Annotated in this window: 20 protein-coding genes; 4 read left to right on the top strand and 16 right to left on the bottom strand. The window is 38.0% G+C overall.

The annotated features are described in order from the left end of the window. Positions 1-371 precede the first annotated feature (371 nt). Positions 372-1,412 carry a substrate-binding domain-containing protein gene (locus tag ABIQ28_RS15490; protein WP_348038942.1) on the top strand — a complete coding sequence of 347 codons (1,041 nt, stop codon included), beginning with the start codon at positions 372-374 and terminating at the stop codon, positions 1,410-1,412. On the opposite strand, the gene ABIQ28_RS15485 is transcribed toward ABIQ28_RS15490, so the two are convergent. Next, the gene (locus ABIQ28_RS15485; protein WP_348038940.1) at positions 1,409-2,053 is read right to left on the bottom strand and encodes a carbohydrate-binding family 9-like protein; all 645 of its coding nucleotides are present in this window, start codon (positions 2,051-2,053) and stop codon (positions 1,409-1,411) included. The two genes, ABIQ28_RS15490 and ABIQ28_RS15485, sit on opposite strands and share 4 nt — an antisense overlap. A gap of 358 nt (positions 2,054-2,411) precedes the next feature. On the opposite strand from ABIQ28_RS15485, the gene ABIQ28_RS15480 reads away from it, so the two are divergent. After that, positions 2,412-3,014 carry a DUF2179 domain-containing protein gene (locus tag ABIQ28_RS15480; protein ID WP_348038938.1) on the top strand — a complete coding sequence of 201 codons (603 nt, stop codon included), beginning with the start codon at positions 2,412-2,414 and terminating at the stop codon, positions 3,012-3,014. 40 nt (positions 3,015-3,054) lie between these two features. On the opposite strand, the gene ABIQ28_RS15475 is transcribed toward ABIQ28_RS15480, so the two are convergent. The 3 genes from ABIQ28_RS15475 to ABIQ28_RS15465 all read right to left on the bottom strand — a co-directional run bounded on the left by ABIQ28_RS15475 (position 3,055) and on the right by ABIQ28_RS15465 (position 5,503). Next, complete coding sequence (locus ABIQ28_RS15475) at positions 3,055-4,620, bottom strand: arylsulfatase (RefSeq protein WP_348038934.1); 1,566 nt, start codon at positions 4,618-4,620, stop codon at positions 3,055-3,057. 353 nt (positions 4,621-4,973) lie between these two features. Then, the gene (locus ABIQ28_RS15470; RefSeq protein WP_348038932.1) at positions 4,974-5,162 is read right to left on the bottom strand and encodes a patatin-like phospholipase family protein; all 189 of its coding nucleotides are present in this window, start codon (positions 5,160-5,162) and stop codon (positions 4,974-4,976) included. Between the two features lie 53 nt (positions 5,163-5,215). Further along, positions 5,216-5,503 carry a DUF3298 domain-containing protein gene (locus ABIQ28_RS15465; protein WP_348038927.1) on the bottom strand — a complete coding sequence of 96 codons (288 nt, stop codon included), beginning with the start codon at positions 5,501-5,503 and terminating at the stop codon, positions 5,216-5,218. Positions 5,504-5,736: 233 nt separating this feature from the next. On the opposite strand from ABIQ28_RS15465, the gene ABIQ28_RS15460 reads away from it, so the two are divergent. Both ABIQ28_RS15460 and ABIQ28_RS15455 read left to right on the top strand, forming a co-directional pair. Next, positions 5,737-6,573 (top strand): ATP cone domain-containing protein, encoded by an 837-nt coding sequence (locus tag ABIQ28_RS15460; RefSeq protein WP_348038925.1) that lies wholly within the window; start codon positions 5,737-5,739, stop codon positions 6,571-6,573. Positions 6,574-6,577: 4 nt separating this feature from the next. Next, on the top strand, positions 6,578-7,951 hold the full coding sequence (locus tag ABIQ28_RS15455; RefSeq protein WP_348038923.1) for an MBL fold metallo-hydrolase: 1,374 nt from the start codon (positions 6,578-6,580) through the stop codon (positions 7,949-7,951). 504 nt (positions 7,952-8,455) lie between these two features. On the opposite strand, the gene ABIQ28_RS15450 is transcribed toward ABIQ28_RS15455, so the two are convergent. The 12 genes from ABIQ28_RS15450 to ABIQ28_RS15395 form a co-directional block, all read right to left on the bottom strand. After that, entirely contained in the window at positions 8,456-8,902 is a 447-nt protein-coding gene (locus ABIQ28_RS15450; RefSeq protein WP_348038921.1) for a protein-disulfide reductase DsbD domain-containing protein, read from the bottom strand. 12 nt (positions 8,903-8,914) lie between these two features. Beyond that, entirely contained in the window at positions 8,915-11,716 is a 2,802-nt protein-coding gene (locus ABIQ28_RS15445) for an insulinase family protein (RefSeq protein ID WP_348038919.1), read from the bottom strand. Between the two features lie 329 nt (positions 11,717-12,045). Next, complete coding sequence (locus ABIQ28_RS15440; RefSeq protein ID WP_348038917.1) at positions 12,046-13,311, bottom strand: T9SS type A sorting domain-containing protein; 1,266 nt, start codon at positions 13,309-13,311, stop codon at positions 12,046-12,048. Between the two features lie 19 nt (positions 13,312-13,330). Then, positions 13,331-14,644 carry a M20/M25/M40 family metallo-hydrolase gene (locus ABIQ28_RS15435; RefSeq protein WP_348038915.1) on the bottom strand — a complete coding sequence of 438 codons (1,314 nt, stop codon included), beginning with the start codon at positions 14,642-14,644 and terminating at the stop codon, positions 13,331-13,333. Positions 14,645-14,654: 10 nt separating this feature from the next. Then, complete coding sequence (locus tag ABIQ28_RS15430; RefSeq protein ID WP_348038913.1) at positions 14,655-15,512, bottom strand: cyanophycinase; 858 nt, start codon at positions 15,510-15,512, stop codon at positions 14,655-14,657. Continuing rightward, positions 15,512-16,645 carry a PKD domain-containing protein gene (locus tag ABIQ28_RS15425; RefSeq protein ID WP_348038911.1) on the bottom strand — a complete coding sequence of 378 codons (1,134 nt, stop codon included), beginning with the start codon at positions 16,643-16,645 and terminating at the stop codon, positions 15,512-15,514. Before ABIQ28_RS15425 ends, ABIQ28_RS15430 begins: the two co-directional genes overlap by 1 nt. Before the next feature lie 14 nt (positions 16,646-16,659). Beyond that, positions 16,660-17,997: a PKD domain-containing protein gene (locus ABIQ28_RS15420; RefSeq protein WP_348038909.1), complete on the bottom strand. Its 1,338-nt coding sequence runs from the start codon at positions 17,995-17,997 to the stop codon at positions 16,660-16,662. 32 nt (positions 17,998-18,029) lie between these two features. After that, positions 18,030-19,361 carry a RagB/SusD family nutrient uptake outer membrane protein gene (locus ABIQ28_RS15415; protein WP_348038907.1) on the bottom strand — a complete coding sequence of 444 codons (1,332 nt, stop codon included), beginning with the start codon at positions 19,359-19,361 and terminating at the stop codon, positions 18,030-18,032. Positions 19,362-19,367: 6 nt separating this feature from the next. Further along, on the bottom strand, positions 19,368-22,661 hold the full coding sequence (locus ABIQ28_RS15410; protein WP_348038905.1) for a TonB-dependent receptor: 3,294 nt from the start codon (positions 22,659-22,661) through the stop codon (positions 19,368-19,370). Positions 22,662-22,784: 123 nt separating this feature from the next. Beyond that, positions 22,785-23,846, bottom strand: coding sequence for a FecR domain-containing protein (locus ABIQ28_RS15405; protein WP_348038903.1), 1,062 nt, complete (start codon positions 23,844-23,846; stop codon positions 22,785-22,787). 149 nt (positions 23,847-23,995) lie between these two features. Beyond that, positions 23,996-24,517 (bottom strand): sigma-70 family RNA polymerase sigma factor, encoded by a 522-nt coding sequence (locus tag ABIQ28_RS15400; protein ID WP_348038901.1) that lies wholly within the window; start codon positions 24,515-24,517, stop codon positions 23,996-23,998. Positions 24,518-24,851: 334 nt separating this feature from the next. Beyond that, the coding region (locus tag ABIQ28_RS15395) for a rhodanese-like domain-containing protein (protein ID WP_348038899.1) at positions 24,852-25,222 on the bottom strand (371 nt) is incomplete at its 5' end.

Genomic DNA, 25,222 nt, shown 5'->3' with positions numbered 1-25,222 from the left:
AAGCCTTTCTGATGATGAACACAAATTTTCCAAATCCCGCTTGAAGCGCGTCATAAATTGAAAAATCCATAATCGTGTCGCCTTGCGGAGTAAAAGCATCAATTTGTTTCAAACCTCCATACCTGCTCCCCATTCCTGCTGCCAAGATGACCAATGTCGGTTTATTCGTTTCTACCATTTTTTGTTTTTATTTTTCAATTAAATTCAAACTATTGAAAATCATCTTAAAAATTTAATACTTTGCACTGATTCACTAGTTTGAATTCATACAAATCCGACCTTCAATTTTGAAATAACCATCGAATTTTCTAAATTGTGCTCGAACACAGTTATGCGAATATAAACATCTCTTGTGTTTTATACAAGTGTCTATGACGAAAAAATATACGATAAAAGATATCGCCCAATTAGCAGGAGTTTCAAAGGGAACTATTGATAGGGTCATCCATAATAGAGGTAACGTTGCCAAAGATGTTGAGGATAAAGTAAGGCTGCTTTTGGCCGATATTAATTACCAACCCAACCTTATTGCCAGAAACTTAAAAAACAACAAGATTTTTAAGATAGGCGCCTTATTACCTGACCCAGAAAAAGATCCTTATTGGGATGTATGCATGGATGGCGTCAACACCGCCTTATCAGAGTTTAATGCGTTTGATGTGCAAATTAATACCTTTTTGTTTGACCCGACGGATACCGCTGATTTTCTAAAGAATAACGAGGAAATGCTAAAGACCTCTCCGGATGTTATTTTGATGGTGCCATTATTTTACAAAGAGGCAAAACGTGTCTTGGAACACTACCGTTCCTTGGACATTCAAGTCTGTTCCTTTAACAATCAAATCACAACCTCTACGGCAACTTTCATAGGACAGGATTTGTATCAAAGCGGCAGAGTGGCGGCAAAATTACTGCATAGCATCAATGCAGACGGCGATTTGGCCATTGTCCATATTGATGAACAATATAAAAATGCGGTTCACATGCAAGAAAAAGAGAAAGGCTTTATAAGTTATTTTGAAGATGTAGGAAATTATGAGGGCGAGATTTTAAAATGTAAGCTCAAATATGGCGAAACGGAAGACAAATTAAGCATCTTTTTATCCAAAAACCCCAATTTAAAAGGGGTTTTCGTAACCAATTCCAAAGCTTTTCATGTGGCTAGAGTATTGCAAAACGAAACTAAAAGCCACATTAAACTGGTGGGTTATGATCTTCTTACAGAAAATATAAGTCATCTAAAAAATGGGGTTATCGATTTTTTAATTCATCAAAACCCGAGACAACAAGCTTATTTGGGCATGAAGTTTTTAATCGAGCATTTAGTCTTTGAAAAACAAATTCCAGAGCAGTTTCTACTTCCTATCGATATTATCAATTCAGAAAATGTGACGCCTTTTTTAAGGATCTAGTATTTATCAAGTTTCAACTTCCCGAAGGATGAGGCGATATGAAAATTGGGCGTTTCGGTTTGAGGATCTATCCAAGTAATCCAGGTGGGCTGAAACTGTCCGTTGGATTGCTGGTGGTATTTGGCACGATAAATCCCGGCTTCAATCATTCCGTCCTTTTGAAGGAGCTCAAATTTCTTTAAGGAGGCTATACTAATGGTCACTTCAACCGTAAAACAGTTCGCCGTTATTTCAGATTTTATCGAAATATCATCTTTTGGCCAATCCCAGGTATAATCAAATTGTCGGTTAACACGTGCTATAAAATCCTGAACCCTGCCCAACGGATCGATTTCAAGACAGTAATAAGGATCGAGACGCTTGTCAGATCTTAAAAACAGCTCTACCCGATCAGAATTGTTGACGCTTTTTTTTGAATCATCTGTAGTATCAATATGAAGGGCGGCGTCATTGACTCGGTACGACACATATAAATTTTCGTCGTCATGAAGGGCTCTAAATTCTATATCCTCAACGTCTTCAACATGCCATGGCGAAATGAAATCTTTTAAAACCACAGCTTTATCCCATAATGGATGATCCACTTTTCCATTGACAACCAAATGGTTGCTGTCAACCTTATTTACTTTGTATGTTTTCATAATTTTTAGAGTCGGAATAATCGCTAGAACAATAATCTTCAATCAAGAATCACGCAGTGCTAAGATATCTTTTTTAATGAAGATTTTTAGAGATCCAAAATATGATTATTTTTTAACAGACCTGACAAAAAACTCAAAGAAACGACTTCATCCTGAATTTACATACATTGATTTCACTTTAAATGAGAGGGTTTGTTATCAAGGCAAAGACTTATTTTTCATCAATTTATTGCACTTATAATGGAACTAAATAATAAGAGGCGCCTAATTAATTTAATAAAGATATAATTACCTTTGCACCCATTTATCAACTAATCGTTAAGAGGTTAGAAATCAATATTTTTTAGAATTTCGCAGTATGGAACAATTTTTTTATGATAATTTCGGCGTAAGTGAAAACACTTTAAACTACGTGATAATTCCCTTATTGATATTTATGGCGCGCATCTGCGACGTGTCAATCTCTACCATCCGAATCATTTTTGTGATGAGCGGAAAACGAAATATCGCTCCTTTTTTAGGATTCTTTGAAGCGCTCATTTGGTTATTGGCCATCGGGCAGATAATTAGCAATATTGACAACACCTTATCCTATGTTGCCTATGCCAGTGGCTTTGCCGTTGGAACTTTTGTTGGCATGTACATCGAGGAAAAACTTGCTATTGGGCGTGTGGTTTTAAGATTGATCACAAAAGAGCCCGTTCATGAATTGCTGAATTTTTTGAGTGATAATGATTATCGTTATTCTATTTTGGATGCCGAAGGGAAAACAGGAAAAGTGAGTGTGGTTTTTCTTGTACTGAAAAGAGAAAACTTAAACCATCTCACTGATGCCATTAATAGATATCATCCAAGCGCCTTTTACACCATTGAAGGCGTGAAAATGGTAAACGAAGGCAATATTTCCGACAATATGCCACGACGCATTGGCTTTTGGGGCTTGCAATTAAAACGCAGGTAAGAAGAACGAAAAAAAAAATTTTTAAAACCCATTATTTAGGCTAAAGGTTCACTTTTAAATGCGCCAGCTTTTCTTTAAAGTCTTTTACGCGTTCAGGAAATTTTGAGGCCAAATTTTCGGTTTCATTCGGATCATTTTTTAAATGGTACAATTGCGGCTCTTTTTGAAATCCAGTTTCAATTTTCGTTCCCCAAGGCACTAATTTTGGTCCATCAAAAGGTTCGATATATTTCCATTCACCTTCAAGGTAGGACAATGGACCTCTGATACTTTCCTGAACTATAGAACTTCTTCCGACTGTATCATCACCTAAAAAAACATTTAATCTGTTTTGGCTATCGATCACATCGGCGTTAACACTTTCAACTCCTGTCAACTGCGCGAAAGAACGTAAAAAATCAACCTGACTTACCAAAGCTTTAGAAACCATTCCTTTATTTTTTCCATCTGGCCATCTGATTATTAATGGAATTTTACTGCCGCCTTCAAAAGCACTGTATTTTCCACCCCGCAAACCCCCTGTCGGCTGATGATCTCCTAACAACTCCTGGGCGCGATCTTGGTATCCGTCATCTAGCACGGGGCCATTATCACTAGAAAAAATGATTACGGTATTATCGTATAAGTTCTGCTCTTTAAGTGTTTTCACGATTTCATTGACGGTCCAATCTAACTGTAAAATCACGTCGCCTCTTGGTCCCATCCCACTTTTATTTTGAAACATGGTATTGGCAATTCTTGGAACGTGAATGTCGTGGGTAGAAAGAAATAAGAAAAAAGGTTGATTCTTACTAGATGCAATGAACCTTTTAGATTTATCCAACAATTCCAAAGGTATCGTTTCGTCATTCCACAGCGCCGCTTTTCCACCGGTCATATACCCAATTCTACTTACCCCATTGACAATGGTATTGTTGTGACCATGTGAAGGTTTCAGCGTTAACAACTCTGGATTTTCTTTACCGGTCGGCCAATCTCCTATTTTCTCTTGGTAGCTTACACTTATGGGATCATTAGGATCCAAATTAACAATATGATGGTTTTCGACAAAAACACACGGCACTCTATCGCCTGTTGCCGGAATTAGGTAAGAATAGTCAAACCCGATTTCCAAAGGTCCTGGGCTGATTTTCCCATTCCAATCGGGACCACTCCCATCGCCCAAGCCCAAATGCCATTTCCCAACCACACCTGTTTTATAACCTGCTGTTTGCAAAATCTTAGGTAAAGTGGTTCTAGCCGTATCAATTAAAAGTGACTCATCTCCATCTGCAACACCAGTTCCTTTTTTACGCCACGCATAATCGCCTGTCATTAAAGAATATCGTGATGGCGTACAGGTTGCGGCTGTGGCATAGGCATTCTTAAACAAAATTCCTTCGTTGGCCAAGGCATCAATCGCAGGTGTTGCTAAAGCGGTTGCACCATAAGCACCGATATCGCCATAACCTAAATCATCAGTATAGATAAAAACAATATTGGGTTTTTGAATTTCCTTATGAAGAGTCTTTTTATTTGTTACAATTTCTGAAGTATTGACTTTACAACTGACTATAAGTACTGCGAATAAAAAACAAATTAGAAATGACGCGTTTTTAAAAATCATAGTTGGGTAATTAATAAGTTTGTCAAACCATGCGCTCTCCGTTTTATGATATTCAGAGGAAAAATCATTCGTTTAAACAATTGTGCGCATTGCATATTTGGAGCACAAGATATTAACTTTTTACCATGAGGACAATAGTTCTATTCGTTTTTAAGCTGGGCCACTTTCTTTGTCAGTGTGGAAAAACTTATTGACTTTATCGAGAAGATATAGCAGAGAACTTGAATTTATCTAAGGCTTGTCAAGCGCAGCATTGGCAGCATTGTATCCAATGACAACAATCTCGTCAATATTTTTTCCGTCGAAAGTTCCAAATTTATTTAATTCAGGCGGGCAAATCATGATATCGCATCCTAAGAATTTGTGCTGATTCTCCACCACGCAAGGATTTCATCCCATTTATAGCCATTAGCATAAAGCCAACCGACAATCGCACCGGCACTCGATCCTACAATATGAGTTGGAGAGATATGGTATTCCTCAAGCGCTTTAATAACACCAATATGAGCAGCACCTCGCATGCCACCTCCCGATAAAACCAAACCAATATTTTAGTGTACTTTAAACGCGATAGATGAACAAGCTTGATCAATTTTTAAATGAATAATCTTAGATGAATATTTAAATTTTTCACAAAACCAAAGGGATTCGTATTGGATTTTTTTAATACCGAAAGCAGTTCCACCAAGGGCAGTTCAATGGAATACGATCCTTTGTATGACGGACACATCACACAGTCATCAAAATAAAAATCTACCGTTTGATCATTGATCACAAAGTTGTTTTTCACATCAAAAAAATCAGTATCTGAGATTTCCCAACTCTCATAATACTGCTCTGAATTTTTTATTTTTTGTGTTATTTTTTCATTTATTAGCGCCAACAACTCATCTTCAGACCTACTTTGAGCACCTGCTATGAGGCTAAAAAATTTCGATGTTTAGGAAATTATGATTTTCAATGAAAGCCTATCACAAGAAATTCTTCTGATTCTACAGACACACTTTTTCATCTATTCACCTCGTTGCGTGATATTTATCAAGCGTTTTATCACTTTAATTTTTTAACTTTAACAGATCAATCAACTTATTCCTCATTCACAATTTCGATAAAGCTATGGACACTAATCTTGACATCATTAAATCATCTGGAGAAAAAGTAAAGTTTTCAATGGATAAACTCCGCGCCTCTTTGGGGAAATCGGGAGCAGACCGCCAAACCCTAAATGATATTATTGATAAAGTGAAGGTCGAATTATACGATGGCATTTCAACCAAGGAAATCTATAATAGAGCATTTGCCTTATTAAAAAAGAAAGAGGGTTATTTGGCATCAAAGTATAAGCTTAAAAAAGCAATCTATGAGTTGGGGCCAACAGGCTATCCGTTTGAACGTTTTATAAGTGCAATTTTAAAATATTCGGGTTATAATACGCAAGTCAGCGAAATTATGCAGGGTCATTGTGTTAAGCACGAAATTGATGTTGTTGCGGTAAAAAATGGAAAGACCACGCTTATCGAATGCAAATTTCATAGTGAACAAGGCAGAAATTGCAATGTTAAAGTACCTTTATACATCGCGTCACGCTTTAAAGATATCAAAATCCATTGGGATTCAAAATCACATGACACCAAATTAGATGTCGGCTGGGTGGTGACCAACACCTGTTTTACCGAAGATGCCTTACAATACGGAAATTGCATCGGCCTGTACCTTTTAAGTTGGGATTACCCCAAAAATGATGGGTTGCGAAATCGCATTGACCGACTCGGATTATATCCCATAACGGTGTCCACCTTATTGACCAATCGCGAAAAACAGTTCCTATTAAGCAGAAATGTGGTGCTCTGTAAAGACTTGATCGGCGATGTTTTTTTCTTGGACCATCTCGGGATTTCAGAATCCCGTAAAGCAAAAATTCAGAATGAGATAAAAATGCTATGTAAAATCTAAAATTATGGACAAGCATGTAAAAGTAAGTTTCCTGGGGGCCTCCAATGTTGTGACGGGGTCTAAGTTTCTGATTGAAACCTCCGAAAAAAATATAATGATCGATTGTGGTATGTTCCAAGGTTTAAAGGAACTGCGCGAACTCAATTGGGAGGATCTTCCAGTTGATGTCAGCGGCATTGATGTCGTTCTGCTCACGCATGGACATCTCGATCACGTAGGCTACTTACCACGCTTGGTCAAGCAAGGTTTTAATGGGAAAATTATTGGAACCGAACCTACTTTGGCGATTGCTGAAATTATTTTGAATGACAGTGCTAAAATCCACGAGGAAGAAGCCAAAAAAGCCAATGACGAAAAATACACCAAGCACAATCCAGCGCTGCCTTTTTATACCGTTGCAGAAGCAGAAAAAACCATACGTATGTTTGAAGTGGAAATGCCAGGCAAATGGATCACTTTATCCGAGCATATCTCCTATCGTTTTCAATACAACGGACATATTCTTGGGGCCACCTTTATAGAATTGGACATTAATTCCAAACGCTTTGTGTTTTCGGGAGATATTGGCCGAACTGATGATTATTTACTGGAAGATCCAAAACGCCCAGAATGGGCCGACTTCCTTTTTATTGAAAGTACCTATGGCAATAAACTCCATCCAGAAGAGGATGTGGATCAGATTCTTGCTGATATTATTGTGGAAACCCTTCACAAAAACGGCAATTTGGTTATCCCTAGTTTTGCGGTAGAGCGACTTCAAACCTTGATGTTTATTCTATGGAAATTATATCAGAAAAATAAAATTCCCAACATTCCCATTTTTGTGGATAGTCCAATGGGAAATAATGTTTTGGAAGTTTTCAGACGCTTTCCAAAATGGCATAAACTTTCGGAATCTGATTATAATGCCATGTGCAATCATGTCACTATTATTGAATCTTATAAGGACACCTGGAAAACAATTGATGACAAACGCTCTAAAATAATCATAGCAGGAAGCGGCATGGTTACTGGCGGACGCGTTTTGACTTATTTAGATCATCTTATTGAAGATGCTTCCACTACAGTTTTGTTAGTCGGTTATCAGGCAGAAGGCACTCGCGGACGACAACTTTTTGACGGCGCTTATGAAATTAAATTTTCCGGAAAATATCATCCCGTAAAAGCTACGATTAAACATTTGGACAGTCTGTCGGCCCATGCGGACCAAAATGAATTGCTGCATTGGATGAGTGACATCAAAAACATCCCAGAAAAAGTATATCTCATTCATGGCGAGCCCGCTGCTTTAGATGCGTTTAGAGTCAAAATAAAAGACACTTACCATTGGAATGTTTGTATTCCAAAAATCTCTGATGTGGAAGATATCAACATTTAAAATCGTTATTGTCAGGAAAAGAATTAAGACACTTCGACAAGCTCAGTAACCGCCACTGCGTTGATAGCACATAGAACATGGATTTATGCCGTAAAGCATTGGGATCAAAATTTAAGACCCCCTCCTAATCCCTGAGAAAGTTTTGGCGATTTTGAAAACAGATTGAAAGTCTGTTGCATTCGTGAAATTTATAGTAAACATTACGCGACTATTCAGGGAATGAACTAATCCGTGAAAATTAGTGAAATTCGTGTCAAAATTTTTAAAAGCTAAAAGCGAAATGTATAAAACACATAGTTTAAGTTAATTTGAACCCAAATAAAATCAGATTTTTAGCCATAAAAAAGAAAGTGTCTCAATACTTCCTGAACCCTTGTGAGATTTGCATATTTGAAGATCACTCTTTTATAGGAGTCCGAGTACAAAATATAAAAAAAGCCGTTCCAATTAGTATTGAGACGGCTTCTTCAATTTCTCTAAATTATATAGGAAACTATTTTTGGTCTATTTGACATCAAAAACCAAATCCACCTCTTTTGGAGGTAAACACTGAGTATCATTACAAACCATAAATTCAACCACTGCATTTACTTTAAAAGCCTTATTGTTTTTGACTTTAATACGTTGTTTAAAATCGGCCGTTTTAGCAAAATATTTGATGCGCATATTAAAAACTTTGTCATCTATTTCATGACCAGTGCCTTCCTTGGTATTTCCTTTTTTAAGGTAATTAGCGTTGCCTTCAAAAACAAAACTTGTAGGCACAGGACCATCTTTAGGAACCGTTTGCGAATAGAGGTGCCATTGGCCCTGAATTGTTGCCGTAGCGACCAACTCATACTCTGTATCGGAAATTTTAGTAACCGATGTTTTCCATTTCACTGGATCATGGATCTGCGAAAAGGCTTGGACACTAAATAAAACTAGAAATAGACACACAACATTTTTCATAATACTGAATTTTTAATTTGACGGTTTAACAACGATTTCAGAAGTATCTGCACCATTGAGTACTTTACTTGTAAATTCTTTGATGTCATTTACTGAAATATTATTAATGATATCTTCGAAATTAGCAGGATCATTCATATCATAATTTTCACGATAAAAATTAGTCAAAACTCCCATATCATATTGGTTAAAACCTTTTTCTTGACCACGTTCCTTTAGATAATTAGTGGTGGTTTTGTCCAAATCTGATTGATTGATATCTCCAGCGGCAATTTTAAGCAGTTCTTCCTGAACAATACTGACCAATTTATCAACTTTTTCTGGATTACAATCAAAATCAACCACAATAATAGCTTTTTCTACCGGGCGTTTAATTAGCCCAGCATAAGCGCTGGCGCCATAGGTACCACCTTCCTGCTCTCTTAAAGTTTCCATGTATCGCAATGTAAGTATATCGCCAAGGGCGCGCGCGACCAATTCATCCTTAAGATTGAATTTAAAATCATTTTTATAGGTAATTCTTACGCTGCTTTTAGGATCTTCCATCTTTAAGTGAATTTCCTTATCAATAGTTTTGCTCAACCATGGACTCGAATTATCCTTGTAGTTTTCTGTTTGTTTTTTCGTTGGGATGCTGGCAATGTACTTTTCTAACAAGGGCTTTAACTGCTCTTTTTTAATATCACCAACAATAAAAAACTCAAAATCAGAAGCATTCTCAAAACGTTTGGCATACACGTGCTGCATAGCTTCAAAAGATATTGAGTTGATATATTCGTGCGTGAATAAAGGTTGCTTCGGATTGTTTTTTCCGTAAAACGCTACTTTGATACTATCGCTTATTTTCTCGTTGATATTATTAGTTCGACTGATTAAATAATTTTCTAAATTACCAACAAGCACCTCAAAAGCATCTTTATCAAATCTTGGTTTTGCAAATCGTAAATAGGTCATTTGCAACATGGACTCAACCTCTTTAGTTGATGAAGACCCATAAACAACTTCAGAAATATCTGAAATATAAATTCCAGTTGATGCTGTTTTTCCAGCAAGCACTTTCGATAAATCATTACTCGAGTAATCTCCTAATCCTGATGCTCGTACTAAGCTGTTCAAATAATTAGCGGAAGATAGGTTGGCGTCATCCACGAGAGAATAACCGCCATAACTCACTGCGTTTAGTTCGACATCATTTTTATTTTTGTCCGCAAATTTATAATGTACTTTAATGCCATTGCTCAAGGTAAAGGTGGTTGACCCCGTAGCCTTATTAGCTTTCTCAGATTTGATTTTACCTTTTTTGATTTTCAGATCTCCCAACAAAGTCTTGCCGCTGAACGCATCGGCGTAAGCTGTAAGCGATGGATCACTTTCAGCAGAAGCAATGATTTGAAGTGCTTCGTCTTCGGTAAGGTTTTTGTTGCCATTAGCGCCGGTTGCGGTTATATATCTGTTTTTGGCTGTATAAAGACTTTTTATTTTGGCGTGCATCTCTTCAACAGAAAGTGCCTCAAATATTTGTTGTGCAAGGGCGTATTCTTTTGCAATATCCGTCATTGTACTGTTTTCCAAATAATTTTTTTGGATCATATTCTGAATGGAAGCGTGCGATCGATCATTCAATTTACTGATTTGGTTTTCATAGGAATTTTTGAACTTCGTAATCGATCTGTCAATTTCTTCTGATGTAAATCCGAATTTTACAGCACGATTAAGTTCTTTCATGACCGTTTCAAAAGCGGCATGCTGTTGATCCGGTTTAGGCGATATCGCTAACATAAATTCATCGGTAGCTCTAGAGTTGTCGCCATAATTCACATAGACTCCTAAAAAAGTAGCATCTGGCTTTATACTTAATTCTTTCAATCGATCAGAAAGCATCATGGTAGCCATTCTATTCAGCAAGGATTCTTTCAAATCGGTCACAGTTTCATCTCCTAAATTTTTTGGATGTCTAATTCCGAAGGTAATTTCTGCAGTGGTTACTTCTTCATCGCTCGCCGAACTGAACATCAATTTGTCGTTTTCAGGAATACTCACGATAAAACGTTCTCTTGGATTATCGACCGCAGGAATTGGAGAAAATAATGTCTTTATTTTAGACTCAACATCCTCGACGTTAACATCACCAATTATGGCGATAGCTTGTAAGTCTGTTCTATACCAATCATGGTAAAAATCTCTGAGCGCTTTATATTTAAAATTATCTACCACTTCCATTAAACCAATTGGCATTCGTTGGGCGTATACCGTATTGTTGAATAATGTTGGCAAACTCTTCTGAAAAATTCGCATTGGGCCGTTTTGGCGTGTTCTCCATTCTTCCTTAATAACCCCACGTTCGGCATCAATTTCATCATCTTCCAATGATAAATAGTTGGACCAATCCCGAAGTATCAATAAACAGGTATCTACAAGTTCTGGCGTGTTTGGAATGTTGTCCATATTATAGACGGTCTCATCAAAAGAGGTATAGGCATTGATATCTTTACCAAAAACGGCACCATGCTTTTGAAGCGTATTTAAAACGCCCTTGTCGGGAAAATTATCCGTTCCATTAAAAGCCATATGCTCAAGAAAGTGAGCCAAACCTTGTTGGTCATCATTTTCAAGAACCGACCCAACATTTTGAATGATATAGTAGCTGGCAGCATCTTTGACAACCCCAGTTTTATAGATGTAATAGGTAAGACCATTCGGCAAAACGCCTTTGGTAACCCGATCGTTTTCTGGTAAGGGTTGATTTAGAATTGTGTTTTGCGCCATCAAACTCATGCTGAGCAAAAAACTAAAGAGAATGGTAAATTTCTTCATTATTATTTTAGTGTTTTAAATTACAAACCGAAATGGTTGTAGGTTATACACTAGCATAACGCAATAAATTGATTTCACCCTTAGCTGTAAATGTTAAGAATGTATTAAATGTTCGAATTTTGCTCAAAATCCATCTGCATTCATTCAAACATTTTGGATTTTGATATTAAAAAGAAGCGCTAAGCATATGAAGATAAAACTCAAGATAAGAGCCGTTAATTCTAGAACTTAAGATTTCCTTAGAAAACAAAGAGATTAAATCGCATAAAAAAACCTTGCATGGGTTAGCATACAAGGTCTTTAAAGTTAAATAGTGGTTGGGTGGTTTTTTATTTCTTTAAAATTTTAAACGTTTGTTCTGAGGCTTCTGAAGAGAGTTTTAAAATATACAATCCAGAACTTAAATTAGATACGTCAATCGTATTATCGTGTGACAGCGTGGTTGAAAATTGCTTTCCTAAAACATTATAAAGTTTGACGGATTGCACAGGACTTTTTGATTTTAAAAAAATCTTATCGGACACTGGATTTGGATAAACCTCAACTGTAAAGTTTTCAAAATCGGGCGTAGAAAGTTTTTCACATTCTGGATTTGTACCCGCAACCATGGAAAGCACGCCAGCATTAACTGCCCAATTCTGCCAAATTCCACCATTGCCGGTTTGCCAATCGGACAAATCAAAATAGTTCGTTCCAGCGGTTGTGCCAGATACTTTATAGACTTTCATGGCTTCTCCTCCTCTATTCCAGGTCAAAGGTTGAAACTTTACAATAACTTCTGGCGCAAAATTTGTAGTGCAATTCGCCTGTAAAAAATAAGCTGATCCAGGCCCATAGACGGATGCTTTTCCATCGCTATCTACAGTAATCGCAGTATCTTCATCGCAACCGATTCCAAAGGAACGTCGATTATTATCTTTTGCAAAACGGGCTAAAAACACACTCAGTCGGCCTTGACGATTGCGTTGGGCAAAATGCGAATCGGTAATCACATCTTCCATAAACGGAATCTTCAAAAAGTCATTATAACCTAATGCTATCGCTGGATGATACGGATTAAGTAAGGCGCCAGCACTTTCAATGCTGCCAAATTCAGCGGAAAAATAAGAACTTCCCATAATTGCCAATCCTGCACTAATTCCGCCAATTACTCCTTTTTTAGTATTGATGAAGGTATTTAAGGCATCTTCCATGGCATTGCCCTTAAAATATTTGACATAATCATATTGATCTCCACCAGCAAACCAAATGGCTTCTGCATTGGCAACTTTTTCAAGTACGTATGGATCAAGAGCACCAGCTGCGTTATTAATTACAAAAGTTCTTACGGAATTGATGGTCACACCCAACTGGGAATACATAAAATTATTATAACCATCTGCTCCTGAAGCTCGCAATACCAACACATCGCCACCGTTGGCCTGAGCCAAAAACCATTTCATGGCCTCGCGCTGGTCAATATTGCCACCCATTAAAACGATTCCCGATAGATGATTGGTGGTAACATCTGTGGCATTTCCGGTAAGGAATTCGGTGTAATTCTGAGCAAACAGCGCTTGAAAACTCAGTAAAAATAAAAATGTAATTTTCTTCATATGCCCTTTATTTCGCATTCTATTTCTTCTGATTAACTAAACGGTAGAGCATTACCGCCGTAATTTTAGCTTGGGTTGCCACTGTGCGCAAATCGCCAATTTCTTCAATCGTATGATCTCCAGAACCGCCGGTCAAACCTAAACCATCCAATGCCATATCCACATATCCCGAAGTAAATGAGATATCGGCAGCGCCTGCATTCCTTGGGTTGACCGCTTCTACAGCGCCAAAACCTAAATCTTGACTGACGCCATCATAAAACTTTAATAGTTTAGTATTGCCATCCGTCAATCCCAACGGCGGATATCCGCCCTCCACAAAAATCAATTCTGCAGTCGTGTTAGGGTAATTATTAGATGCAATTTCTCTCATGATTTTATGAGCTCTTTCCAATTGCTCTAAAGAAGTTGCGCGAAGGTCGCCATGTACAATCGCATGTTCCGCCACGACATTATCTTTTCCGAATGCTGTACCTCCTGTTAAGTCGTCATTAACTTTCAAATCGGTTCCACCAAGGATAAACCCTGGATTAAAGGTCAAATCCTTTTCTTTGGATAACTGTAAATAAAATTCATTCAAAATTCGGGAAGCTTCATAAATAGCACCTACGCCAATATCCTCCGTGAAAATTTGCGAGGAATGCGCCGGAACTCCGGTCACTTTTAATTGCCATTCGGAGGATCCTCTTCGAGAAACCACGATGGTTTTAGGATTGTTGTCGCCATTTTCAAAACCTAAAGCTATGTCGGCACGTTTGGCACCTTCAATTAAATCTTTTTTTGAAAGTTCAATCGGTTCACCACTTTTTTCTTCATCGCCCGTCATGATAATTTCGATGGACATATCATCTAAAACCCCAGCTTCTTTTAAAGCTTTCATGGCTAAGATGATAATGACGTCGCCACCTTTCATATCGGCAACTCCTGGACCTTTCATCATATTCTTATCGAGCATGGTATATTCCTGAGATGGACTGTCCAATTCAAAAACGGTATCCAAATGTCCAATCAATAAAAATTTAGGCCCCTTTTTGCCTTCACGTTTAGCAATCAAATGTCCGGCGCGATTGTAAGCTTCGCCATTGGTCAATTCTGTTTGAAAGCCGAGTTGATCCAATTCGGCTTTGAACAATTCGCCCACTTTTTTCACGCCTTCAAAGTTCATCGTGCCACTATTGATATTCACTGCTTTTTTAAGCAATTCAATGGAAGCGTCTAAATGTTGATCGACCGATTTTACAATTTTATTTTCCATTTTCCCTTTTTGTGCAAATGTAAACGTGCCTAAAAACAGAACTGAAAGCACTAAAATTGTTTGTGATGTTTTTTTCAAAATGATCAGCTTAATTAAGTTTGAATTTTTCTCCTGGTAAATAGACATTCAATTGAAGGTCATGTGCGCCCAGTTTATCGGCATGCACATTTTTTGAACGCTTGGGATTTTTTAGTACAATAACTTGTGAATCGCCTATGATTTCAGCGTAGTTACCACTTACCAAAATGGCTGTGGCTTCATCAATACCGATGCCTAGCATTTCAGGATGTTCAATAACCGCACTGATCAAGCGGTTGTAACGACTGCGTTTTACAAAATGCTGATCGATGATCACGTTGGTCAACATGCCTAATCCCGTCATAATTTCGATATTATCGGCCTCAATATTCCTGAAAGTTGACGAATAATCCGGATGTTTGAGTTCGTTTCCAGTAATCATCAACTTGCTCATAACCGCTGCTCCTGCGCTGGTACCAGCAATTACACCGCCTTTGGCGTAGGATTCATGAATCGCTTTTTCGATCGCAGTTCCAGCAACAATATCCATAAATCGATTTTGGTCGCCTCCTGAAATATAAATCATTTTGGCATTTCTAATGGAATCCACTTTAGATGTGGTCAAGACCTCACCTTTCACAAAATCCAAACCGAAAATATTTTTAATGCCTTTCTCGATAAATTGTTTTCCAGAATAATAAATGGCCGAATCCGGTTCAGCGCTCGACATGGGCAAAATAATGGCGTAGCCCGATTTATCAATCCCTGATTCCTTTATAATCCGATCCACCATTGCTGAAGGTCTTGACCCGCCACCAATGATTACTAATTTCCCTTTAGCTTTTGAATCTTGCGCATTTATGGGAGTGCTATAAAACACACTCCCGATAAACATACAGATTGCTATTAATCCTTTTAACTTTGTCATTATTGTCTTTTTCCGATGACGATACCATTGGTACCTGCTGTTGCTTTATAATAAATTTCTGCTTGACTGCCATCGAGGTTGGCGCGCATCATATTATTTACCCGTCGATCTCCCCAATAAATTTTTTGTCCATAAGGGTCATATGCTAAACCATAAACCACACGAGAAATTCCTACGGCAATGGTCGTAATTCCGGTACCATCCAAGTTAGCCGATTTGATTCGAACATCTCCCGAACCAACATATTCATCGTAATAAATACGATCACCGACCACCATGATACTTGCACCTTCAATGCCAGGGATAATTTCTTTTTCTCCTGTGCCATCCAGGTTTTTAGACCATACACCGCCGTCATAATTGATCCAATAAAGTTTTCTGTTGACCAAATCAATCGCCAATCCGTCAGGATCATTTGCTTGACCGGTTACGAAATCCTCTTTTTGCGTAAGCACATTACTGCTCAAATCGGCACGTTGAATGCCTGTAGTCGTGTTCCAGTAAATTTTGTTCTCCTGATAATCAAAAGCCATGGCAATTGGTTTATCCAAACCTGTTCTGAAATCCTCCACCTCGCTACCATCAAGATTGGCTCTTAAAATTTTATTCGCGCCGTAATCACTGATGTATAATTTATTATGCAACGTGTCGATCGCCATACTATAGGACGTTTGGGTGGTTAAACCATTTATTTGCGTAAAGATTGGCGCCTGAGTATTGATCAGACCTTGATAGACCTTAGTCCCATCGGTATAATAAATTGGCGTTCCTGTTGCATTCGGATCTTTAACAACGATGGTTTTTGAAGATTCCCTAATCTCTAAAGATTCTGAAGTTTTCACTACCAAATTCACAACATATACGCCTGCTTCAGCATAGGTATAAGTCGGATTGGTTTCTGAAGATGAATCTCCATTTCCGAAATTCCAGTAAAACACAGCAGTTCCAACCGTTGTGGGCACAATAGACGTATTGGTAAAAGTTACCGTGGCCGGTGCAAAATCATCGTTACTCATCTTATAAGTAAACGAAGGCACCGTACTTGCTGGTGGCACTGGGAAATCATCTTCCGTACACGACTGAAAGCTGATCCCAATAACCATTATAAAATATATTATAAAAGAATTTTTCATCTGTTGTTGTTTTATTATTTAACTAGTACAAGTCCTCTTACACTTCCTAATCCTGATTTTAAGGTTACTTTGTTGGATCCATCCAAATCAGCACTATAGATTTCTCCGGTATCACGTCCGCCCCAGTATAATTTATTGTCTTCAATATCTATTTGAATTCCGTAAATCCGCGTCGCTTTAGCAGCAACGATTTCAATATTTGATCCATCCAAATTTGCTCTTTTTAACGATCTATTGTCCTCATAATACACTTTGTTATTAACGGTATCAACGGCCACAGCATATCCAAAAGCTTCTGAAATAATTATAGAAGGATTTGATCCATCCAAATTGGCGACATATAGATCCTCATCTTGGGCATCATAAACATACATTTTACCATTTTTAAGATCGAGTGCTATCCCTCTCAATGAAGCATCTGGCATATTTATAATACCAATTTCGGCATTTGTCCCATCTAAATTAGCTCTTGAAACATTGCCCGCATCATCTACCCAATATATTTTATTTCCTGCAACATCTAGCGCAATGGTATAAGGATCGTCGAGGTTTTCAACAATCACCTCCAAATCAGAACCATCACGGTTCATTCTCCAAATATTTCCAAAAGGACTGGTATCAAAATCACTAAAGTAAATTTTATCATGAGTAGCATCATAAGCCATGCCCACACCAGCTCTACCTGCTAAATCTACCACATCACTAACGGTTCCTGAACCATCAAGAATGAGTTTTCTCATAAAGCTGCTCACAGCATCGATATAATATATTTCTGCTGGTGATTCTGGTGCCATTCCAATAATTACTTCTTTAGTAAAAGTATTTGAGCCCCCAGCACCGTTGGCAGTAAGCGTTACGGTATAAGTTCCGGCTGAAGGAAAAGTATAGGATGGATTTTCTTCAGTAGAGGTGGCGTTATTTCCAAAATTCCAGCTATAGCTCGTAGCGCCTAAAGAGGTATTGGTAAATTGAATTGGAATTTTAGCAATCAGATTTTCTTCGTCGGCTACTGTAAAACCACTGGCTGGCGTGACCTTAATTTCCATATTAGAAATTGTAGATCCACCGGAACCTGTCGACACCAAGCTTACCAAAAACACATTGCTGGATTGGTAGGATTTTTTTGGCGATACTTGATTAGAAGTTGTGCCATCTCCAAAACTCCATAGATATGCCGTAGCATTCTGGGAGTTATTGGTAAATTGAATGTCTTGGCCTATTTTAACTTCTTTCGCGCTAGCCGTAAATTCTGCTTGCGATTGTGGCTGTAGTGCATCATCATCGCTTTGGCATGAAACCAATGCTAACGAGAAGAAACTTATCAGGATGTAATTTAGAAATTTAGTTTTCATATGTAGATATTTTATATGTGGTCATTAGTTGATTAGTATCCAGGATTTTGTGTCATTCCTGGATCATTATTGGTTTGGATTTCATCCGATGGAATTGGAAATAAGGTTTGGTTAATGCTGTTGACGTTTGGTAAAACAGCAACTGCGCGTTCTGTTCTTACCAAATCAAACCATCTTTGGCCTTCAAAAGCAAACTCTATACGTCTTTCCTTTTCAATGATTCTCTGTAATTGTGAGATGGAACCTTCGGCCGTTGGGCTCAAATTTGCGCGCAATCTAATCTTGTTGATATCATTTTGAATCGCAGCGATATTGGCTCCCGTTTTACTGGCTTCCGCTTCCGCTCTGATCAAATACATATCTGCCAATCTTAACACGATAAAGTTATCCGCGCCCAGACTTAAATCGTCGTATTTAATGGCATAAGCACTGGTGCCTGCAAAAGCAATGGAGGTTGCGTAACGTTTATCTCCAGGTTCGTAAGCGGCCAATAAATCTTTGGAAGGCTCTACTTCGCGTCTCCCATTTAAAGAGGTTGGAAAATTATATTCTGCAATTCTGTTGCGTTCTGTTTGAGAAAAATAGATTTCAAAAATGGATTCAGCAGATTGATCTGCCGCAAACACATCGGCATAATTCCCCAACAAGGTATAACCACCATTATCGATTACTTCAGTAGCTAAAGTCGCCGCTTGGGCATAATCCTTTTTATACAAAAACACACGTGCCAATAAGGCTTTTGCTGCATATTTCGAGGTTCTTACTTTGTTACCTGAAGCTGGAAGATTTTCAGATGCAAATAACAAATCATTAATGATTTGGCTATACACCTGCTCGACCGGATCTCTTGGCACGTCCAAATTCCCAACGCCTACTGTTGGCGTAATCTTAATTGGAATGGCGCCAAAGTAATTCATTAAATTAAAATGGCTCAAAGCTCTGATAAAATACAGTTCGCCCAAAGCCTTGTTCCTTTCGGCATCCGTCATATTTGGAATTCCTGGTACCTTATCAATAACGTTATTGGCCACATTGATACTGCCGTACATCGCTTTCCACATACCGCCCACCGATCCGTTTTCAGGAAGGATATTGTTGTTGGCAATCTCTCTATATTCACTGGCGGTCGCACTGATGGGATGCGATAAATTATCAGCCGCTAAATCTGGAAAAATGACATCCGATCTGCCGTAATAACTTAAGGACTGTAAATAGGAATAAGCTCCTAAAATACCTTTATCAATATCTTCTTTAGTCTTAAAGGCTGCACTTGCGTCAATGGAACTTTTTGGCTCCACATCCAATACATCACAGGAAAACAAGGTAGCCGTCATTATAAAAAATAATAAAATATGCTTTTTCATCTTTTTTTAAAGTTTTAAGTTGATCCCTAAGGTGAATGTTTGTGCTTGTGGATAGGTAAAGAAATCAGTTCCAATAACTGAGTTGTCATCACCTCTATAATTAACCTCAGGATCCAAACCTGTATATTTTGTAAATGTGAATAGGTTCTGCGCACTGGCATAAACACGGATAGAAGTAAAGAATGTTTTTCTTAAAATCTCATCATTCAATGTGTATCCCAAAGTGACATTCTTGAACCTTAAATAAGAACCATCTTCTATATATCGTGAAGACACACGTTTGTTTTGTGCTGCTTTTACAGGATCGGTGGTTGCTCTTGGAATGTCAGTCACATCTCCTGGTTGTCTCCATCGTCTTAAGACCGCGGTGGTTTGGTTGTCGCCACCTTGTAAGGATTCCAAGAATAATCTGGTACCGTTAAAAACATCGTTTCCTTGAGAACCTTGTAAAAAGACACTTAAGTCAAATCCTTTATAAGAAAAGTTATTGGTCAATCCGTAAATAAAATCTGGATGTGGATTGCCAACAATGGTTCTATCTTCAGAAGTAATGACGCCATCAAAATTAGTATCGGCAAAAACGATATCTCCTGTGGATGGATCAACGCCCAACGATTTAAAACTGTAGAAAACACCAATAGGTTGGCCTTCCATGATGCGGTTACCACCTCTTCCAATATCATCAATCGGCTGTCCGTTGTAAAGTTCCAATACTTTATTTCGGTTTCCAGAGATATTAAACTGCGTGTTCCAGCTGAAATCGCCGATGAAGTTTTGAGTGGCCAAAGTTAATTCCAGACCTTTATTTTCAACCTTTCCTACGTTTTGAGTGATTGACGAAAATCCAGAGCTTGATGGCAATGGTCGGCTCAATAATAAATCCTTGGTTTGTTTATTATAATAATCTGCGGTAAGCGTCACGCGACCATTAAACAAGCCTAAATCCATACCCACGTTAAATTGTGCGGTACTTTCCCACTTTAAATCTGGGTTGGGAATATTGCTTGGATAAATTCCAGGTAAACCACCATAAACGGTCGTGCCGTAAAGTTCAGAAAACAAGAACGGACTGATATCATCATTTCCTGTCAATCCATAACTCACACGAAATTTCAAGTCAGAAACTGGCTTTACGTTCGCCATAAAATCTTCTTTAATCACACGCCAAGCAAGCGATCCTGCTGGGAAGAAACCGGTTTGGTTGTTACCACCAAATTTTGTAGACGTATCCCATCGTCCTGTGAATGAGGCGATATATTTGTCATCAAAATTATAATTCAAACGTCCAAAATAAGAACGCAATCCAGATTCCGTAGCGCCAGAACTTGCTGAAACAATGGTGGCGGCTGAATTGAGATATTCTAAACTGTCATCGGCAAAATCCTGACCTCTGATGTAGGAGGACGTACGCTCATAACTTTCAAAACTATAGCCCAATAACCCGTCTACATTATGTTTCCCGAAATTGTTACTATACTTTAAAAGGTTGTTGGATACGATGTTCGTAACGTTGGCGTAGGTTTCAAATCCTAATCCATTATACTTTGCCCCTTGCACCGTTTTTTTGTTTTCATAGGAATGTTCTCTGAAACTCAAGAAATCCACACCCCATTTGGAAGAAAAGGTCAGATGATCAACAATATTCCAATCGACATAAAAGTTAGAATTGGTTCTGTAGGAAAAATTAACAGAAATCGCTTCATTAGCAATGGAAACCGGATTTGAATAAGGACCCGTCTGATTATAAGAACCATCTTCATTATACACTGGGAAAATTGCTGGAGTTGAAATACCATTTGGTAAAGGTCCGTGAAGGGTTTGGTCACTTTCAACGCGATTGGTCTTAGCGTAAGTCAAACCGATACTTGTACCGATCGTGAAGCGATCGGAAAGTTGGTGGTCAATGTTGGCCCGCGCATTCAATCGGTTATAATCTGTACCAATCAAAATTCCTTCTTGATCAAATAGAGTTCCACTGATAAAAAACTTAGTTTTTTCTGAACCGCCCGTGGCAGACACCTCGTAACTACTGATTGGTGCCTCTCTAAAAATCACATCCTGCCAATTGGTATCGACCGTGATATTATTCATTTGCTCTGGCGTAAAAACCGTAGTTCCTGTCAGATCATTTCTATATTCCATCCATTGTTTGGCGTTGAGCATATCCAATTTGTTCCAGGCGCGCTGCATCCCAGAAAACACATTGACACTCACTACCGATTGTTGTGCTTTACCACGTTTGGTCGTAATCAACACAATCCCGTTGGAAGCTCTTGCACCGTAAATTGCCGTTGCAGAAGCATCCTTCAAAATACTGATGGAAGCAATTTCATTAGGATTTAAATCGGACAAGGCACTTGAACCTTGACCAGAAAAGCTCAATTGGCCAAAATCTCCAGTAGTTACTGGAATTCCATCAATAATATAAAGCGGTTGACTAGAGCCACTGATGGAAGTTAATCCACGAATACGTACCGACATTTCGCCACCTGGCGTTCCAGAGTTTTGCATGACCTGAACTCCAGAAGCCTGTCCTTGAAGAATACCATCTACTGATGATAATGGCAAACCTTCAATTTGCTTTGAGCTAATAGCCGTCACGGCATCACTGATTAACGATTTCCGTTCCGTACCATAGCCAATAACCACAATCTCTTCCAAGGCCATATTATCAGCACTCATCGTTACTTTGACCGTTGAAAGCCCGTCGATGGACACTTCCTTGGTCACAAAACCTAAATAAGAAATGAGCAAAGTTTTTGCATCAATAGGAACCGACAATTCAAAATTCCCATCAAAGTCGGTGGTCACACCTTTATTCGTATTCTTGATTTGAACTGTAGCACCCATTAAAGGCACTCCAGCATCATCTGAAACGGTACCTTTTATAATGCGTTGCTGTTGCTTTTGGCCAACGGTCTTACTTGCTTCCATCGTTGCATCTTCTTTAATGACCACTTGTCTCAGATCAATTTCATAAAGCAAATTGGTGTTTTTTAAAGCCGCATTCAAAATAGTTGCCACGGTAGCATTTTTCAGTTTCAACGATACTTTATGCCTTAAAACATCATCTTTATAGAAGAATATGAATTCACTTTTAGTTTGAATTTCATTAAATAATTCTTCCAAGGAAACATCCTTAACATTGATATCCATTTTGGTTTGGGCCTTCGAGAAATTCGCAAAAGCGGATCCCAAACCAAGGGTTACTAGTAATAGGAAAACTCGCATCATATGTACCAAATAGTATCTAAAAGATTTTATCCTTTTAAAAGAATAAAGGTTCTCATTTTTATTCATAATTTTGTTTTAGTGGTTAATATTGCTGATTTACAGTGGTATTGATTTTTTTGAATGCTAGAGGATGTTGACGCATCTTCTAGCTTTTTTTAATGGATAGATGTTTTCACTTGTGGTTGGTTTTTAGTTAATAATGAGTTTATTATCTTGAGTTAATTGATAGGCGAATCCGGAAGATTGTGTCGCTTTAATGGTCTGCATGACATTTTCAATATTTTCCTTGACATCTAAATATCCCGAAAAGGTTTCATTAGCCAAATTCTGATCATGAATCACCACTTCGACATTATAATAGCGTGATATTTTTTTCATGATCGATTTCAGCGAATCATTTTTAAAGATAAAAATGCCATCCCGCCACGAAAAATAAGGCGCCGTATCCACTGATTTCGTTTTGATGGCTTTTTCGTTCTTATCAAAAGTAGCCAAGGTGCCCGGAGTAATTTTGATAGATTTTGGTGTATCGAAAAGGTTGTCGTCCGTAAGATTAATCTGAATGCTTCCGCTCTGTAAAACCGTATAAATTGCACTGTCATCCTTATAATTACTGACGTTAAAGACAGTTCCCAAAACTTCGATTTCCTGATGTTCGGATTTGACTAAAAAAGGTTGTTTCTGACGGTGTGCCACTTCAAAAACAGCTTCCCCTTCAAGATACACTTCTCTTTTATGGGCGGAAAAATGCGCCGGAAAGATCAATTTTGAACCAGAATTTAACCACACCTTACTTCCGTCGGACAATACAATTTCTGAACGCTTTCCAAACGGAACGATTAAGGTATTAAAAATCGTTTTTTCCTTATGTGATGTTTTCTGACTTACGGAATGTTCTTTTCCAATCTGCACTTGCTCCCCCGTGCTGGAGTAACTGATGGCTGAATTATCTTCAGCTATTTCAATATTGTGATCGTCACTCAACACCAACTGCACCTTATTGCTAGGTTCCAATTTTTCTACTGTTTTCGCAAAAGCTTCAATGGATGGAGCACTAGACTCTGAAGTATTAAAAATGCCGATTGAAAGCAAGACAACCAAGGCGATTGAGGTAATCCCTATCCCATATTTCAAAAGCCTCCCACGTTTCATATAGCTATATACCGAACCAGTTATGCGTCGTTTTAAGTGCGCCCTCTCTTCTTTTGAAAGCGGTTGAAAATTTATATTTTTTTGTGAATCACCTTTCATATCACTAACTAAAATAGGTTATAAAACACGGCTCTTTCATTGAAATAACAACAAAACATACGGTGTCCTATAGCTATAAGTCAGATAGGTTTAGTTTATAGACACTTTTAATTGAAAAAATTTTAAAAAAGTGATTTTAAGAAGAGAAGCTAAGTAAAAAGTTGCTTTCTTAAGCTCTTCACCGCTCTATAAATAATGGTTCTGGAAGTTTGAACGGAAACGTTCATAATGGCTGCAACATCCTCATAGGAACGTTCTTCAGTATATCTTAAAAACAGGGCTTTCCGCTGTTTTTTACTTAATTTCGTAATGGCTTTCGCTAAATTGTATTCCCTTTTTTCTTCAAATTCTTCAGAACAAATAAGATCTTCAATGGAGGGTTCGTCGCATTTTTCATCTTGATCAAGGAGGAAAGGCACAAAGGCACGGTTTTTATTTTCGACTTTAAGAATGTTGTTTTTTAAGGATCGGAACAGATAGAAGGTCACATTATCGGTTACGGCAAGCGTTTTTCGGTATTTGTACAGATTCAAAAACAGATCATGAATGGCATCCATCACATGACTTTTATCCTTGGAAAATTGCATACCATAAGCAAACAACTCATCAACATAAATGTCATAAAGATCACCCATAGCGCGAACATCACCATCCTTTAGCTTTGCCCACAAAACAAGTGTTCTATTTTTATAGTGCTCCAACCTTAAAAATCTATTGAAAATGAAAGACGCTTTAAAAGAAACTTGATGGTTTCAAAAACCTAACCATCTAACCTGTTTTCATTCAGCAATCAACAAGAAATCAGATCAGGCCTTTCTAAGAGAAAAACGATTACCTCTTATGGAGCTAAAGTATCCATTTTATATGAAAAACGAATAATGCGCATAAAAAATAATTAAATCAGGCTTGAAGTCTAGGTTTTATGTGCTTTTAAAGTTACAAACAAATACCAGAAACCTTGACAAATGCTGTATTACAAGAATAAAAATAAAGAATAATTAATATTTACTGGTCCACCTCTACCTCATGGTCATCAAAACGCCATTGGGTCATGCCACCTTTAAGATCGTAGATTTTGACAAAACCGGCATCCTTAAGTTTTTTGGCGCACTTTGCACTGCGGCCACCTGTACGACAATATAAAATAACTGGCTTTGTTTTGTCCAATTTCTGAATGTCCTGATCAAAAGTTGGCGAATTAAAATCAATGTTTTGTGAGGTTTTTATAAAGCCGTCAATCCTGTCCTTAGCCGATCTTACATCGACCAATTGCACATCATCCATTTCCATCAACGACAGCATCTCTTCGGGCGTTACCAATGTTATTTGGTCATCAGATTCTTTCTTACAACCTATTAAAAGGAACGTAAAAACTA

This window comes from Gelidibacter sp. (assembly GCF_039916245.1).
Lineage (GTDB): Bacteria > Bacteroidota > Bacteroidia > Flavobacteriales > Flavobacteriaceae > Gelidibacter.
This window is presented reverse-complemented; position numbering and strand designations above follow the sequence as displayed.

Coding starts and splice junctions, on each gene's coding strand:
- ABIQ28_RS15445 (WP_348038919.1), bottom strand. CDS start 11,716: ATGAAGAAATTTACCATTCTCTTTAGTTTTTTGCTCAGCATGAGTTTG.
- ABIQ28_RS15415 (WP_348038907.1), bottom strand. CDS start 19,361: ATGAAAAAGCATATTTTATTATTTTTTATAATGACGGCTACCTTGTTT.
- ABIQ28_RS15420 (WP_348038909.1), bottom strand. CDS start 17,997: ATGAAAACTAAATTTCTAAATTACATCCTGATAAGTTTCTTCTCGTTA.
- ABIQ28_RS15490 (WP_348038942.1), top strand. CDS start 372: ATGACGAAAAAATATACGATAAAAGATATCGCCCAATTAGCAGGAGTT.
- ABIQ28_RS15460 (WP_348038925.1), top strand. CDS start 5,737: ATGGACACTAATCTTGACATCATTAAATCATCTGGAGAAAAAGTAAAG.
- ABIQ28_RS15480 (WP_348038938.1), top strand. CDS start 2,412: ATGGAACAATTTTTTTATGATAATTTCGGCGTAAGTGAAAACACTTTA.
- ABIQ28_RS15475 (WP_348038934.1), bottom strand. CDS start 4,620: ATGATTTTTAAAAACGCGTCATTTCTAATTTGTTTTTTATTCGCAGTA.
- ABIQ28_RS15430 (WP_348038913.1), bottom strand. CDS start 15,512: ATGACAAAGTTAAAAGGATTAATAGCAATCTGTATGTTTATCGGGAGT.
- ABIQ28_RS15440 (WP_348038917.1), bottom strand. CDS start 13,311: ATGAAGAAAATTACATTTTTATTTTTACTGAGTTTTCAAGCGCTGTTT.
- ABIQ28_RS15410 (WP_348038905.1), bottom strand. CDS start 22,661: ATGAATAAAAATGAGAACCTTTATTCTTTTAAAAGGATAAAATCTTTT.
- ABIQ28_RS15485 (WP_348038940.1), bottom strand. CDS start 2,053: ATGAAAACATACAAAGTAAATAAGGTTGACAGCAACCATTTGGTTGTC.
- ABIQ28_RS15405 (WP_348038903.1), bottom strand. CDS start 23,846: ATGAAAGGTGATTCACAAAAAAATATAAATTTTCAACCGCTTTCAAAA.
- ABIQ28_RS15450 (WP_348038921.1), bottom strand. CDS start 8,902: ATGAAAAATGTTGTGTGTCTATTTCTAGTTTTATTTAGTGTCCAAGCC.
- ABIQ28_RS15425 (WP_348038911.1), bottom strand. CDS start 16,645: ATGAAAAATTCTTTTATAATATATTTTATAATGGTTATTGGGATCAGC.
- ABIQ28_RS15455 (WP_348038923.1), top strand. CDS start 6,578: ATGGACAAGCATGTAAAAGTAAGTTTCCTGGGGGCCTCCAATGTTGTG.